Source organism: Anaerolineae bacterium (assembly GCA_013178015.1).
GTDB lineage: Bacteria > Chloroflexota > Anaerolineae > DRVO01 > DRVO01 > Ch71.
The window spans coordinates 45,084-58,954 of sequence record JABLXR010000024.1; the positions used below are offsets into that span (position 1 = coordinate 45,084).

Sequence of the window (13,871 nt, forward strand, 5' to 3'; positions counted from 1 at the left end):
GATCAGAGGGAGGGCATGCACCTAGAGATCAGCGGCGATCAGCGTGGTGTCAGCGTCATCCGCGTTCTATCGAGCTACAGCAGCGGCTCCAGCAGCTTGATTGCTGCCTTGATGTCCTCGATCTGCTGGGGGCCGCTGATCTCCCGCTCGATGGTGAGAGCGCCCTGGAAGCCGAGGGATTTGAGCTTGGGCACCAGCCGGGGGAAGTCCACCCGTCCCTGACCCAAGGGCTTCTCCGGCCCCAGCTTGCGCCCATTGGTAGGGTAGTCGCCATCTTTGGCGTGGACCCCGCGCACGTACTGGCCGAACACGTCCAGCGCGTCCACTGGGTTGGCCTTGCCGTACATGAGCAGGTTGGCCGGGTCCAGGTTGATGCCCAGGTTGTCCATGCCGATGTCCTCGATGGCCCTCAGCAGGGTCACCGGGGTCTCCTGGCCGGTCTCGAACCAGAACTGCAGGCCGCGCTCCCGGCAGTAGAGGGCGAGCTCCTTGAGAGCGTCAATAGTGCCGTTGTAGCGGGGATCGTTGGGATCCTCCGGAATAAAGCCCACGTGGGTGGTGATGCTGGGAGCACCCACCTTCTGGGCGAAGTCGGCCCCCGCCTTCAGCGCCGCCAGGCGCTCGGCCCGAGGCCACTCCGGCACCAGGCCGATGGTGCGCGGTCCGGTCACCAGGTCCCAGACTCTCCAGCCCGGCGTCCCCGCCCAGATGGTGCTCACCTCCACCCCATACTTCTCGGAAGCGGCTATGAGCCGGTCCACCATCTCCTGGGTATAGAGAGCCGGGTCCCAGTTGGAAACCTGGCACGTAGGCAGCCCCAAGTCCCGAACCTTGGCCAACTCCTCTTCCGGCCCCTTGCTCAGACTCACCATCGTACCCAGTTTCAGTTTGGCCACGTCGCACTCCCGTCACTCGTGATACGTGATACGTGATACGTGATACGTGATGCGTGACGCGTGACGTCTGTCTAGTCACGTATCACGTATCACGTGTCACGTGTCACGCATCACGTATCACGCATCACGTATCACTAGAACCCTACCCGCTCCAGAACGCCACTCATGTACTTGATGGCCAGCTTGCCCGCCTGCACGGCACCCTCGGGGTCCTGCGGACCCAGCGTCTCGATCAGGCACGGGCCGCCGGAAAAACCACCCTCCTTGAGGATACCGAACACGGCCTCGAAGTCCACTTGCCCCGATCCTGGGGTGACGCTGACGCTCGGCTTGCCATCGGTACCGATGATGCAGTCCTTGACGCACACACCTACGGTGATGCCGTCGAAGTAGCGCGCCTCAGCCACCGGGTCGAGTTGCTTGTAGTATAGGATGTTGCCGGGATCATACCACGCCCGGAAAGCAGGATGTCCCACTCTCTTGACCACGTCGGCCGTCTCCTCTCCCGAGGTGGAGATGCCGCCGTGCGGCTTGATCCCGATGATCACGCCCCTGTCATGAGCGTAGGGGCTGACGGCCTTCATCACTTCGATGTAGGTGTCGTAGGTCTCGGGCTTGTGGGCACCCATCTCCAGCAGGTGTTTGGCACCGCTGGCCACGGCTCGATCAATGAACTCCCGATAGCGCCGGATGGCTTCGTCCTTGTCCACATCGAAATGTACTCGGGCCAGCACGGCGTGCAGCCTCATGCCCCGAGCATCTAGCTGCCGGTGGATATCTTCGATCTCGGAGTAGGGGGTGTTCCATTCCACGTAGGCGCCCCCACCGGGCTTGCCCAGCAGCCCCACGTGACTGGTGCCGGTGGACAGAATGGCGTCGAGAGCTTCCTCCAAGGGAAGAGGAAGAAACGGGCGGTTGAAGAAGCCGAGCATGGTTTCCATCACACTGACCTCGGATCAACAGGTTGGCCCGCCTCCGCCGAGCGAAGCGCGGCGAGCGAGACTCGCAGTGCGGCGAGGCCGTCCTCGCCCGTGGCCGTGGGCGATCCACCAGTTCGAACTGCCTGGGCGAAGGCTTCCGCCTGATGGCGCATGGCTTCCACCATTACGTCCTCGCCGTACGGGCCCAATGTAGCTTCCTCGCCACCCTCGGTCAACAGGCGCACGCTGTCGAGGTCGGGGCGCATCAGGCCCTTGGGCCCCCATACCTCGGCGAACGACCCGCCGCTCACTCCCGGCGGCAGCCCCCAGCTGATGCTGAGCGCCCCCACGTCGCCGGAGGCATAGCGCACCAGGAGGGACACGGTGTCCGGGGCCAGCTGCTTCAGCCCGGCCAGCTCCGGCCGGCCCTGGGCCAGAGTGAGGGCCTGCGCCTCCACCTGCACCGGCTCGGAGTCGAACGCCAGGCGCCAAAGGTCGAAGCGGTGGGGGCAGAAGTCCACCACCGGCCCGCCGTTGCCGGTGAGCATATCGTGCATGGCCACCTTGGGGCGGATGGGCATGGTGAAGGTGTACACCCACATGGCCGGCCGCCCGATCGCCCCTTCACCCATCAGTCGCACGATGTCGCCGGTGGACCGGAGTTGCCGCAACTGGAACCCGATCCCCAGCCGCACGTCGTTCCTGCGGGCTGCGGCGATCATGGCCTGGGCCCGCTCCGTGGTCAGGGCGATGGGCTTTTCGCACAGGACGTGCTTGCCCCTCTCAGCCGCGAAAAGCGTCACCTCCGGGTGGTAGTGTGCCGGCACGCACACGGATACCACCTGCACAGCGGGGCTCTCCAGGGCCTGGCGGTAGTCCTGGTAAGCGTGCTCGATGCCGTACTCCTGGGCCAGGCTCTGGGCCCGCCGCAGGTCCACGTCGGCTACGGCGACCAGCCGCGCCCCCTCCACTGCGGACCAGGCGCGGGCGTGGTTGCGCCCCATCATGCCGGCCCCGACTATACACACTCCTAGTTCACCCCGTGACATGGGCTCCTCCCTGTCCAGCCGCTCTTCCGGGGGCAGGCAACAGGCAGGCGGGGTGGCCTGTTCCTACCACAAGCGATGCGTAGACCCCGGCCTCTTGACCAGGGGGTGGCGCCTGTGGCTGCCTCACCCTTGACCGTCCGCTCCCCCTGTGCTACCTGTAAGGGACCGCTCACAGCATCCGTAGCCCTGCGCCGGACCAGGAGGCACCCCACATGCTGCGATCCCCTACCGCCATCCCGCCCGAGGAACTGGGGCGGGGCAGTCGTATCGCCTTGGAGATCGTGGACACCGACGTAGATCTCTACCACCACATGGCCTGGACCATGCTCGACGCCTTGCGGGCGAACAACACCGCCGGCCGACCTACCGTATTCATCGTCCCGGTTGGCCCCGTGGGGCAGTATCGCCGTTTCGCCGCCCTGTGCAACCGCTACGATGTCTCCTGCCGGGACCTGTATCTGTTCAACATGGACGAGTACCTCCAGGACGACGGCACCTACGTGCCCGAGGATCACCCCCTCAGCTTTCGGGGCTTCATGGAGCGCGAATACCGGATGCGGATCCGGGAAGACCTCCGGCCAGCGCCCGACCACGTCATCTTCCCCGACCCCGCCCGTCCCCAGTCGGCCGCGGAACGGATGGCCGAGCTGGGCGGGGTGGAGATCTGCTTCGGCGGGGTAGGCATCAACGGCCACATCGCCTTCAACGAGCCGCCCGAACCGGGGGAGACGGTGACCAACGAGGAGTTCAGGGAGCGGCCCACCCGGGTGCTGCCCCTGGCTCGAGAAAGCCGCACCATCAACGCCCACACCGCTGGTGGAGGCGACCTGCAGGTCGTCCCTCGCCTGGCCATCACCCTGGGTATGAGAGAGCTCCTGGCCGCCCGCAAGCTGCGGTTCTACCTGAACCGACCGTGGCAGAGAGCAGTGGTGCGGCGCATCCTGCACGGCCCCGTCACCGCCGCTCTACCGGCATCCTTCCTTCAGGAGCATGACGACGCCCGGCTGGTGATCACCCGGGAGGTGTCGGAGTTGCCCGTAGCGAGGCTGGCGTGAGGCCCAGATCGCCTCTGGTTGACGCCCACGCTCACCTGGAGGCCGAGCCCGACTACCCCGAGTCCCTGCTCCGCACCTGCGACCGGCTCGGCATCGAGCGGGTCTGCCTCAGCGGCCTGGGCCCCGCCTTTGACATGGCCGGCAACGAGCAGGTGAGGCAGGCGGTGCAGGCGCACCCGGACCGGTTCATCGGCTTTCGTTACCTGAGGCTGGGTCAGCATCGCCCCCAGGACGTGGACTTGGCGGTGGAGGAGGGGTTCCGCGGCCTCAAGTTTACCATCCCCCTGCGTTCGTACGACGACGAGGCCTACTTCCCCGTCTACGAGCGGGCCCAGGCGTACAGCCTCCCCTGCCTCTTCCACTGCGGTATCGTGACTACCCGGCACTACCTTGGCGGGGTGTCTTCGGCCCGGATGCGGCCCGTCCACCTGGACACCATCGCCCACGAGTTCCCCCAGCTCAGCCTGATCTGCGCCCACCTGGGCATGCCCTGGTACGAGGAAGCGGCCGCCGTCGCCCGTATCCTGCCCAACGTCTACGTCGACCTGAGTGGGTCGCCCCGGGGGTGGAGGGTACAGAAGGACATCGAGTTCTTTCGGAGCCTGTTCTACTGGCCCGAAGCCTGGCGCAAGGTCCTCTGGGGCTCGGACGTGCACTACACCGACCTGGAGGCGGCCCTCCGGCGCGACCGGGCCCTGGTGGAGGCCGTGGATCTGCCCCAGGACCAGCGGGATGCCTACTTCGGTGGTACCCTGCTATCATTGCTTCCAGCGTGTTAGGAGGGCGACGCGTCCTGATGCTCCACAGGGCGCCGTGATTCGATGACAGGCGCGTGTATTTCACTCTTCAGAACAGCCCCGAGGACTTGCCGCAGTATGCCGAGGCCGTCGCCAGGTATGTCCGTCTCTAGGGCAGCCGGGCCCAAATCACCAGGCGCCCATTCCTCGGTCTTGAGGTGATCCCTCCATGAGCCAGCCGTCCATGCTCCTCCGCTTCCTGGGCAGCGGCGCCGCCGAGTCGTTCCCGGCGCCTTTCTGCACCTGCCACAACTGCCAGGTGGCCCGACGCAACGGCGGGCGCGACATCCGCCGGCGCAGTGCCCTCCTGGTCAACGATGATCTGCTCATCGACTTCGGCCCCGACGTGTTCCAGGCCTTGCAGGAGTTCGGCCTGGACGCCACCAACGTGCGCACCCTCATCATCACCCACGGGCACTCGGATCACCTGGCTGCGGATTCCTTTATCTACCGCACCCCTGGCTTCCGCCAGGCGACCGAGCTCCCCTTGCTAGAGGTCTACGCACCCGCCGACGCCCTGGATGCAGTGCTTCAGTTGATGGGGGCTTCCCTGGAGTCGGCCCGCCTGCGGCTCCTGCCTGTCACGGCCGGCGACGAGGTGCGTAGCAACGGTTACAGCATCCTTGCCCTTCCGGCGGCCCACGGCGGCGCCGAGTATGAGTGCGTCACTTACTTGGTGGAGCGCGACGGCGCCCGACTCCTCTACGCCACCGACACCGGGCCCTTCCCGGAGGGCGCCTGGGATATCCTGGCCCGATACCCGCCGGCACTGGCTATCGTTGATGCCACCATGGGGCACCTATCCGGCGGCAGCCACATGGGCATCGAACAGGTCAAAACCACGGTGGCCCGGCTGCGAGAACTGGCCGGACCCCAGATGCGGGCCATCGCCCACCATTTCTCGCACCAGGCCAACCCCAGCCACGACGAGCTGACCCGCATCTACGGCGCCGACGACATCGGCGTCGCCTACGATGGCATGCTGGTTGAGGTGGGATAGAGCGCTCACGACGTCACCACCCTGCCGATTCCTGCTGATCCCGCGACAATGGTCAGGGTGCCCTGCGGCACATGAGCTCCCCGTTCCATCGGCTTGGCAGGAGTCCAGGATCGAGGGGATGAGTGTGTTCAGCTGGCAGTCGCGCGCGGTAGACCGGAGTACGGGGTCTCCCCACAGCGTCTGCGGGCAGGCTCTTGGGCTGGCTGTAGCGGCAGGGCGGGGGTGCGGAGGTCCCTCCTTGAGAAATGAGCGCCCCCAGGCGCGGTAGGCACTTGGAGGCAGGGCGCGCGTGGGCGCGCGCACTTCTGGCCGGAGAGAGTTCTTGGGGTGCAGGCGGGCTTGCTCTCCTGGTCTGAGCCCAGCGAGGGACCCCAGCGGCGGTGCTGGGAGGAATCTGTGCCCCCTACCCTGAGCTGTTACTCGGGTTGCCGGGCGTCCTCACCACTGATAGTATGAGGACGTTATTAGCCTCAGTGGCAGTCGAGCCAGCTATGCTAACAGAAGGCCTCTGCCGGTCACCGCGCCCGAGCAGAGGCGTTTCTACATCAGTTAGGAGGACACCGTGGTGGACGTAGCACCGGTACAGGAGGCGGCGGCCCGGGTGCGAGAGAACGTAGGCCGGGTCATCGTGGGCAAGGAGTCGGTGGTGGACCTGCTTCTGGTGTCCCTCCTGGCCCAGGGTCACGTGCTCCTAGAGGACGTCCCTGGCATCGGCAAAACCACCCTAGCCAAGAGCCTGGCCCGCTCCCTGGGCGCTTCCTTCCAGCGTATCCAGTTCACCCCTGACCTTCTGCCCTCCGACGTCACCGGGGTGAACGTCTACAACCAGCGTTCCGGAGAGTTCGAGTTCCGCCCCGGCCCGGTCATGAGCCAATTGGTACTCGCCGATGAGATCAACCGGGCCTCCCCCCGCACTCAATCCGCCCTGCTTGAGGTGATGCAGGAGGGCCAGGTCACGGTGGACGGCATCACCCGCCCCGTGCCTCGCCCCTTCCTGGTGCTGGCCACCCAGAACCCCATCGAGCTGGAGGGCACTTTTCCCCTCCCGGAAGCCCAGATAGACCGGTTTCTGATGCGCCTGGAGCTGGGCTACCCGAACTTGGAGGAGGAGCGGGCCATCATTCGCCGGTTCCGCACCGAGGACCCCTACGAGGACCTGGAACCGGTGCTCTCGGCGCAGGAGGTCCTCGAACTGAGCCGCGTGTGCCGGGAGGTGTACCTGCACCCGGTGGTGGAGGACTACCTCCTCGAGCTGGTACGGCGCACCCGCCAGGACGAGACTCTGGCGCTCGGTGCCAGCCCCCGTGGGTCACTGGCCCTCATGCGCACCTCTCAGGCGCTGGCGGCTCTGCGCGGCCGGGACTACGTCCAGCCCGACGATCTCCAGGAACTGGCAGTGCCCGTGCTGGCTCACCGGCTCATCCCCAGCATGCGCACCCGCCTGCGAGGCCGGGCGGGGCGGGAAATCGTCTCTGAGATCCTCGCCCAGGTACCCGTTCCGGTCGAAGAGGACTGGTCCGCTGAGGTCGCCGGATGATCGGAGCGTTCTGGTGGACGTTGCTGCTGCTGCTCTACCTCCTTAGCGCCGTCACCCGGGACGCTCGCCTGTTCCTCTTCGCCCTCATGCTGACGGCAGCTGCCTCCGTGTCGGCATTGTGGGCGCGCTACTCCCTCTCAGAGCTCCGCTATAGCCGGCGGTTCGCCCGCCGCCGACTGGAGTTCGGAGAGGAGACCGAGCTGACGCTGGACATCTACAACGCCAAGCCTCTCCCCCTGCCCTGGGTCCTTATCAGCGATCAGTACCCGGACGGCGTCGAGCTCCTTACCGGTCAGCTGGGGGTCAGCCGCGCCGTCAGCTTCAAAAGCGCCCTCGTCAACTTCCTGGCCTTGCGCTGGTATGAGAGAGTCCGGCGAGTGTACCGCCTGCGGGGCAGCAACCGAGGCGTCTTCCGCTTCGGGCCGGTGGACATCTACGCCGGCGACGTGTTCGGCTTTCGTCGCCAGCACCGGTACCAGGAGACCATTGACCGGCTCATCGTCTACCCCAAGGTGGTGCCAGTGGAGGTGCTGGGACTGCCCGCTGCCCGTCCTTCGGGCGACTTCGCCGCCACCAGGCGAGTGCTGGAAGACCCACTCCGCTTCCGGGGTGTGCGGGAGTACCAACCCGGCGACAGCATTCGCTTCGTCCACTGGAAGGCCACCGCCCGCTTGGGGCAGCTGCAGACGCGCGTCTTCGACCCCAGCGCCAGCCGGGTGCTCATGCTGGTGGTGGATGTCCAGACCGCCGAGCGGCCTTACAGCCTGGTGCCCGAGTACTTGGAGTTGCTCGTGACGGCGGCAGCCTCGCTGGCCGCGGATAGCCTGAGCGCCGGGTACTCCGTGGGGCTCATGGCCAACACCGGGCCGGTGGAGAGCAGCGAGCTCATCCGCATACCGGCCGGTCGGCATCCGGATCAGATCGCCGTGCTTCTGGAGGCCATGGCCCAGCTGACGGGCTTCCGCCTAATGCCGTTGCCCCGTCTGCTCTCCGTCATAGGCGCCGATCTGCCCTTCGGCGCCACCGTCATCGTGCTCACGTCGCGGCCCAGCGAGGAGACGCAAGAGCAGTTGCTCGCCCTCCAGGATCTGGGCTACGCCGTTACTCTGCTCACAGTGGGAGAGGAACCACCCGACATCGCCCCTCAGCTTGAGACCCACCACCTGGGCGGCGCCGAGAGTTGGAATGAACTGGCATCGCTTCAACTGGCTTGACTACGTCCTGATACCGCTGCTTTCGGCCTCCATGCGCGCGGCCTGGATGGTGCCCCTCGTCAATGCCTTGCTAGCGAGCGGCTTCTTTGTACCTCGCGGCCTCCATCTGCCCTTCTGGCTGCCTCTGCTGCTACTGGTCGGCGGCTCGACTATGGCTCACGCCCTATCGGCGCGGCCCGTGGGTCGGATCATTGCCGGGCTGGCAGGCTTGCTCGCCGTGTTCCTGGTGCTGCTGGTGGTCATGCCCGGCCCGGATGCGGGGCTTCTCGACTGGCTGGCGAGCCTCTACCGCCAGGCTACCGTCTGGACTGCAGACGCTCCCGCCGTTTGGGTGGTCTTCGCCGTAGGTGCCGGGCTATGGATGCGGGCCATCACCGTGGATTGGTCCGAGGTGGAGCCCTTGCGCCGGGGCTTCATGACCGGCGTGATCGCTCTGGCGCTGATGACGCTGGCCGGGGCCACCCGCCATAGCCTGGGTCTGGGGCTCATCAACGGGATCATGGAACCAGTGCTGGTGTTCCTTGCCTCCGGCATGGGCGCTCTCGCCCTCACCGACATCAGCCGCACCGTCCGCCAGAGTCTGCGCGCCGGCGGCGGCATGCCCTCACTGGGACGCTTCTGGTACCTGGTGGTAGTAGTGGTGGTGGCCGTAGTGGTGCTGTCCGGCTGGGCGGCCACCTTCCTGGTGGACCCGGAGTCGGTGGTGTCCGTGGTGCGCTGGTTCTCTCCCGTGCTCAGGATCATCACCGGCGTACTGGCTTACATCATCGTGGCCTTCGCCTACATCATCTTCCGGCTTCTGGCCCCCCTCATCCAATGGCTGAACAGCCTCATCTCCGAAGAGGCACGAGAGGAACTGGCCCTGCCCACCCCGGAGCCACCCGAGAGTTTCGAGGAGTTCCTCAGTCGCCCAGAAGAGGTTGCGGGTGTGCCGCCCTGGATAGGAACGCTGGTGATCCTGCTGATCGTGGCGGTAGTGGTGCTGCTCTTCGTGTGGCTACTAAGGCGCCGGTTCGTGAGCAGCGCCGAGGGAGTTCAGGAGACACGGGAGGTGGACTGGTCTCTGCAACTGATGCGAGACCAGGTATCGCAGTGGCTGGCACGACGCCGGCCTCAGCGCCGCTCGCAATTCGTCCCTCTGGAGCCCGGCGAGGACCCACGGGTGATCATACGGCAAGCTTACCGGCGAATGCTCAAGCTGACGGCCGAGCGAGGCCTGAACCACCGGCCCTGGGAGACACCGTGGACGTACGGAAGGTCGCTCTCCCACCGACTGCCCGACATCGCCGACTCCATTGAGGCCCTGACCCGCGCCTACAACGTAGCCCGCTACTCGCCCCTGCCCCCGGACGAAGGCACGGTGGAGCGGGCGCGGGAGGCCCTCGGTCGCATCGAGAGCTGGCTCTTCCGCTACGAGACGCCCGACTCGGACGGACGGCGCCCGTCGGAGCTGGGCAGCCCCAGCCCGGGGTAGACATCCAGGTCCCACCCCACCCGGGCCGACTCCTGTTGGTAGTACGCGGCCGCCGCCACCATGGCGGCGTTGTCGGTGCAGAGCTGCTTGGGGGGATAGCGTAGAGGGATTCCCTTGAGGCTCTGGCTCATCACCTGGCGCAGGCGGCTATTGGCGGCCACTCCTCCGGCCAGTAGCACCTGACGCACGCCGTACTCCTGAGCTGCCTCCGCCGTCTTGCTCACCAGAGCATCCACCACCGCCTCCTGGAAGGCGGCAGCTATGTTGGCCACCGGCAGCCGAGAGGGATTGGCCTTCTCCCCTCGGCCCCCGTAGGACTCGACCAGCCGCAGCGCGGCCGTCTTGAGCCCGCTGAAGCTGAAGTCGTAGCTATCACGCATGCGCATCCGGGGCATCTCGACGGCCGAGGCCAGTCCGTGAGCGGCCACCTTCTCGATCTCGGGGCCTCCCGGGTAGGGCAACCCCAGCAGCCGTGCCACCTTGTCAAAGGCCTCCCCGGCAGCATCGTCCACCGTCTGGCCGATGGCCTCGTAGTCGTCATGGCCGCGCATGAGAACCAGGGTGGTGTGCCCGCCGCTCACCACCAGCACTAGCAGGGGAAACTGAGGTTCAGGCTCCACCGGCTCCGCCCGATCCATGTCGGGGGGGATGAGCCAATTGGCGTAGATGTGGGAGACGATGTGGTTGAGAGCCAGCAGAGGAAGACCACGGCCAAAGGCGATGCCCTTGGCCACGTTCACCCCCACCAGGAGCGAACCGGAGAGCCCGGGCCCGTGCGTCACCGCCAGGGCCTCTATGTCGTCCCATCCGCGCTCCAGGGGAGCCATCGCTTCCTCCACGACCAGGGAGATGGCCCTGATGTGCTCCCGGCTGGCCATCTCCGGGAAGACACCCCCGTACTCCTGATGCAGGTGTACCTGGGAGGCGACCACGTTCGAGAGTATCCGCCGCCCCTGAGCTACCACGGCGGCGGCAGTCTCGTCGCACGATGTCTCGATTGCCAGGATTACATCCATTGTCCCTAACGGCTCCCGGGGCTAGCCCGAGTATATACCGGCGGATCAGTTCTGGGAAACGCAAAACGCCCCTACAGGGTCCTTCGTGGTCGCGAACGCGCGGCCCCCACGCCATCGTGGTAGGGGCGCTCACGACAGCATCTCTGACCGAGCGCGACGGGGCGGTGGGCGTTCTCGGTCGCCTGGCTTGACTGGACGCCCCCGGCATGGATACTGCCGGGCAACCCCTGCCACGGAGCCCAGCAATGCAGATGATGAAGACCGGCATCGCTTATCACGGCAACCGCATGCTCTACCACGTGCGCGATGACATGCGCGACATCGTCGCTCATAACTGCACCTACGTCGTCCACATGTTCAGCGAGAACGACTACATGAGGCACCGAGAGGTGCTCAAGGACATCGTCCACATCACCCACGTGCACGGCCTGGAAGCGTGGATAGACTCCTGGGGGATGGGGCGGGTCTTCGCTGGCGAGGTGTCGGGCTGGCTCGCCGAGTACCCCGATTCGCGCCAGATCCTGAACACCGGCCAGCCGGTGGGGATGGCCTGCCTCCACAGCCGGGAGTTCCGTCAGGCCCTCCAGGGCTGGGCCGACGCGGCCGTGGCCACCGAAGCCGAGATGGTCTTCTGGGACGAGCCCCGGCTCGCCTTCCGTCCCGGGGACGAGGGGCAGGAGCCCCAGTGGGGCTGCCGTTGCCCTCGCTGCCAGGCCATCTTTCGGGATACGTATGGCTACGACATGCCCACCGAGCTCACCGAGGACGTCAAGGACTTCCGACACGCCTCGGTGCTGGACTTTTTCAGCGAGATGACTCAGTACGTGCACGGCAAGGGGGGGCGCAACTGCCTCTGCCTTATGCCCTCCACCGATGCCCGCTTCGGCGACCGCAACTGGGAGGACTTCGCCGCCCTGCCCCACGTGGACAACCTGGGCACCGACCCCTACTGGTTCGGCCGCCCGGTTCAGGTGCAGGGCTATGTCAGCGAATGGTCGCGGCGGCTGCTGGAGGTGTGTGCCCGCCACCGCAAGGACCATCACCTCTGGCTGCAGTCCTTCGCCGTGCCCTCCGGCCGCGAGGTGGAGATCGTCATGGCCGCCGAGGCGGCCTACGCCGCCGGAGTACGCAACCTGGCCGCCTGGGGCTTCCGCGGGTCCGACGCCAACGACTACCGCGCCGAGCGGCCCGAAGTGGCCTGGCAGGCCGTGGGTGAAGCCTTCCGTCGGGTGCTATGGCGGTGGTAGAATCGAGCGACTAGTGGCTAGTAGGCAACAAGGCATCCACCCGCTATCCACTGCCGGCGAGGAGCTACTTATGACCTCACGCGAGCGCCTTCTGACGGCCCTGGATCACCGCGAGCCCGACCGCGTTCCCTTCGACCTGGGCAGTACCCAGGTCACCGGCATCACGGTGAAGGCCTACCTCAACCTCCGCCGCTACCTAGGCCTCCCCGAGGTCCAACCCACCATCCCCGACGCCATCCAGCAGCTGGCGCTCCCGGACGATGACTTGGTGGAGAGATGGGGCATTGACGTACGCGGTCTATTCCCTCTAAACGCCCACAACTGGAACGTGGTCAACCAGGACGCCGGCGAGTACTGGCAGTACACCGACGAGTGGGGCATCACCTACCACATGCCCAAGGAAGGGGGGCTCTACTACACCATCGTGCGCAGCCCTCTGGCCGGCCCCAGCACCTCCCCTCAGGCGATCGAAGCACACCCGTGGCCCGATTGCGGCGATCCTCGGCGCATCGAGGGCCTGCGGGAACAGGCCGAGCGCTACCGGGCCCAGGGCAAGGCCGTGATGATCAAGGGCGTGCTGGCCGGCATCTTCGAGATGGCCCAGCGCCTCCGGGGCACCGAGGACTTCATGGTGGACCTGCTGGCGGACCGTGCCTCGGCCGAGGCGCTGCTGGACAAGATGGTCCAGTGCAAGCTGGACTTCTGGGAGATGGCCCTGCCCCGGCTGGGCGATGTGGTGGACGCGGTCTCCGAGGCGGACGACTACGGCACCCAGATATCGCAACTCATCTCGCCCCGTATGTTCCGCGAGGTAATGAAGCCCCGGCTGCGAGTGATCCATGAACGCATTCACCAGCTGGCGCCCCACGCCAAGCTCTTCTTCCATACCTGCGGCAGCGTGCGCGAGATCCTGCCGGACCTCATAGAGGTGGGAGTGGACATCCTCAACCCAGTGCACGTGCGGGCCGCCGGTATGGAGCCAGCCGCCCTGAAGCGGGACTTCGGCGATGCGCTGGTGTTCTGGGGCGGGGGAGTGGACACCCAGGGGGTGCTGCCTCATGGCACCCCGGAGGAGGTGCGAGAAGACGTCAGGCGCAACGTCGAGGCCCTGATGCCCGGCGGCGGCTACGTCTTCAACACCATCCACAACATCCAGGCCGACGTGCCTCCCGAGAACATCGTGGCCATGTGGGAAACAGTCATGCAGATAGGTTACAGGGAATAGGTTATAGGGAATAGGTTATAGGTTACAGGGAACAGGTTGTAGGGAATAGGACATAAGCGACGCAAAGGCTATTCCCTATTCCCCTATTCCCTAACCCCTATAACCTATAACCTGTAACCTGTAACCTATAACCTCATCTCCCTCAGGGTCCTGACGCTCCAGTTGCTGAGGTAGCCGCGGTAGGGAGCCACGTACGTCTCGATGGCCTTCTGTACGTCCTCTACCTTGTCGTCCTCGGCGTCCAGTTCCAGCGTGTACCGGGGGGAACTGCCGGCCCGGTACACCCGCACGCCCGTCACGCCCGGGATGGAGCGCGCCTGAGAGATAGCCTGCCTGCCCTCGTAGCTGTCAACGGCTTCGTAGGAGTCGAAGGCGATCACCAGCTTGGCCATTGCGATGTCCTCCTCTCTGCTGAGTGAAGCGCTGGCTGTGTCTCTGTCT

Annotated in this window: 13 protein-coding genes; 8 read left to right on the forward strand and 5 right to left on the reverse strand. The window is 66.0% G+C overall.

Annotated elements, in window-relative coordinates; translation table 11 throughout:
- Nucleotides 1–74: 74 nt before the first annotated feature.
- The 3 genes from HPY83_10580 to HPY83_10590 all read right to left on the reverse strand — a co-directional run bounded on the left by HPY83_10580 (nt 75) and on the right by HPY83_10590 (nt 2,865).
- Entirely contained in the window at nt 75–887 is an 813-nt protein-coding gene (locus HPY83_10580) for a sugar phosphate isomerase/epimerase (GenBank protein ID NPV08390.1), read from the reverse strand.
- 143 nt (nt 888–1,030) lie between these two features.
- Entirely contained in the window at nt 1,031–1,837 is an 807-nt protein-coding gene (locus HPY83_10585) for a sugar phosphate isomerase/epimerase (GenBank protein ID NPV08391.1), read from the reverse strand.
- A complete protein-coding gene (locus tag HPY83_10590) occupies nt 1,837–2,865 on the reverse strand; it encodes a Gfo/Idh/MocA family oxidoreductase (GenBank protein ID NPV08392.1) in 1,029 nt (342 codons plus the stop codon). Before HPY83_10590 ends, HPY83_10585 begins: the two co-directional genes overlap by 1 nt.
- 212 nt (nt 2,866–3,077) lie before the next feature.
- On the opposite strand from HPY83_10590, the gene HPY83_10595 reads away from it, so the two are divergent.
- The 6 genes from HPY83_10595 (at nt 3,078) to HPY83_10620 (ending at nt 9,942) form a co-directional block, all read left to right on the forward strand.
- A complete protein-coding gene (locus HPY83_10595; GenBank protein ID NPV08393.1) occupies nt 3,078–3,920 on the forward strand; it encodes a glucosamine-6-phosphate isomerase in 843 nt (280 codons plus the stop codon).
- The gene (locus tag HPY83_10600) at nt 3,917–4,699 is read left to right on the forward strand and encodes an amidohydrolase family protein (GenBank protein ID NPV08394.1); all 783 of its coding nucleotides are present in this window, start codon (nt 3,917–3,919) and stop codon (nt 4,697–4,699) included. The genes HPY83_10595 and HPY83_10600 overlap by 4 nt, the downstream gene beginning before the upstream one ends.
- A gap of 187 nt (nt 4,700–4,886) precedes the next feature.
- The gene (locus tag HPY83_10605) at nt 4,887–5,717 is read left to right on the forward strand and encodes an MBL fold metallo-hydrolase (GenBank protein NPV08395.1); all 831 of its coding nucleotides are present in this window, start codon (nt 4,887–4,889) and stop codon (nt 5,715–5,717) included.
- Between the two features lie 565 nt (nt 5,718–6,282).
- Nucleotides 6,283–7,254, forward strand: a complete 972-nt coding sequence (locus tag HPY83_10610; GenBank protein ID NPV08396.1) for a MoxR family ATPase — start codon at nt 6,283–6,285, stop codon at nt 7,252–7,254.
- Nucleotides 7,251–8,468 carry a DUF58 domain-containing protein gene (locus HPY83_10615; GenBank protein NPV08397.1) on the forward strand — a complete coding sequence of 406 codons (1,218 nt, stop codon included), beginning with the start codon at nt 7,251–7,253 and terminating at the stop codon, nt 8,466–8,468. The genes HPY83_10610 and HPY83_10615 overlap by 4 nt, the downstream gene beginning before the upstream one ends.
- Nucleotides 8,440–9,942 (forward strand): DUF4129 domain-containing protein, encoded by a 1,503-nt coding sequence (locus tag HPY83_10620; GenBank protein NPV08398.1) that lies wholly within the window; start codon nt 8,440–8,442, stop codon nt 9,940–9,942. Before HPY83_10615 ends, HPY83_10620 begins: the two co-directional genes overlap by 29 nt.
- Here the strand turns inward: HPY83_10620 and tsaD are convergent.
- Nucleotides 9,879–10,958, reverse strand: a complete 1,080-nt coding sequence (gene tsaD / locus HPY83_10625; protein NPV08399.1) for a tRNA (adenosine(37)-N6)-threonylcarbamoyltransferase complex transferase subunit TsaD — start codon at nt 10,956–10,958, stop codon at nt 9,879–9,881. The two genes, HPY83_10620 and tsaD, sit on opposite strands and share 64 nt — an antisense overlap.
- A gap of 245 nt (nt 10,959–11,203) precedes the next feature.
- Here tsaD and HPY83_10630 point away from each other — a divergent pair, with 245 nt between their 5' ends.
- The gene (locus HPY83_10630) at nt 11,204–12,205 is read left to right on the forward strand and encodes a hypothetical protein (GenBank protein ID NPV08400.1); all 1,002 of its coding nucleotides are present in this window, start codon (nt 11,204–11,206) and stop codon (nt 12,203–12,205) included.
- 391 nt (nt 12,206–12,596) lie between these two features.
- Nucleotides 12,597–13,430, forward strand: coding sequence for a hypothetical protein (locus HPY83_10635; protein NPV08401.1), 834 nt, complete (start codon nt 12,597–12,599; stop codon nt 13,428–13,430).
- 125 nt (nt 13,431–13,555) lie between these two features.
- Here HPY83_10635 and HPY83_10640 read toward each other — a convergent pair whose 3' ends face one another.
- On the reverse strand, nt 13,556–13,822 hold the full coding sequence (locus tag HPY83_10640; GenBank protein NPV08402.1) for a hypothetical protein: 267 nt from the start codon (nt 13,820–13,822) through the stop codon (nt 13,556–13,558).
- Between the last annotated feature and the right edge of the window lie 49 nt (nt 13,823–13,871).

What these genes read in the sequence shown, in the direction of transcription:
- HPY83_10585 (NPV08391.1), bottom strand. Translation starts at nt 1,837, where the DNA reads ATGGAAACCATGCTCGGCTTCTTCAACCGCCCGTTTCTTCCTCTTCCC.
- HPY83_10590 (NPV08392.1), bottom strand. Translation starts at nt 2,865, where the DNA reads ATGTCACGGGGTGAACTAGGAGTGTGTATAGTCGGGGCCGGCATGATG.
- HPY83_10595 (NPV08393.1), top strand. Translation starts at nt 3,078, where the DNA reads ATGCTGCGATCCCCTACCGCCATCCCGCCCGAGGAACTGGGGCGGGGC.
- HPY83_10605 (NPV08395.1), top strand. Translation starts at nt 4,887, where the DNA reads ATGAGCCAGCCGTCCATGCTCCTCCGCTTCCTGGGCAGCGGCGCCGCC.
- HPY83_10615 (NPV08397.1), top strand. Translation starts at nt 7,251, where the DNA reads ATGATCGGAGCGTTCTGGTGGACGTTGCTGCTGCTGCTCTACCTCCTT.
- HPY83_10620 (NPV08398.1), top strand. Translation starts at nt 8,440, where the DNA reads ATGAACTGGCATCGCTTCAACTGGCTTGACTACGTCCTGATACCGCTG.
- tsaD (NPV08399.1), bottom strand. Translation starts at nt 10,958, where the DNA reads ATGGATGTAATCCTGGCAATCGAGACATCGTGCGACGAGACTGCCGCC.
- HPY83_10630 (NPV08400.1), top strand. Translation starts at nt 11,204, where the DNA reads ATGCAGATGATGAAGACCGGCATCGCTTATCACGGCAACCGCATGCTC.
- HPY83_10635 (NPV08401.1), top strand. Translation starts at nt 12,597, where the DNA reads ATGCCCAAGGAAGGGGGGCTCTACTACACCATCGTGCGCAGCCCTCTG.
- HPY83_10640 (NPV08402.1), bottom strand. Translation starts at nt 13,822, where the DNA reads ATGGCCAAGCTGGTGATCGCCTTCGACTCCTACGAAGCCGTTGACAGC.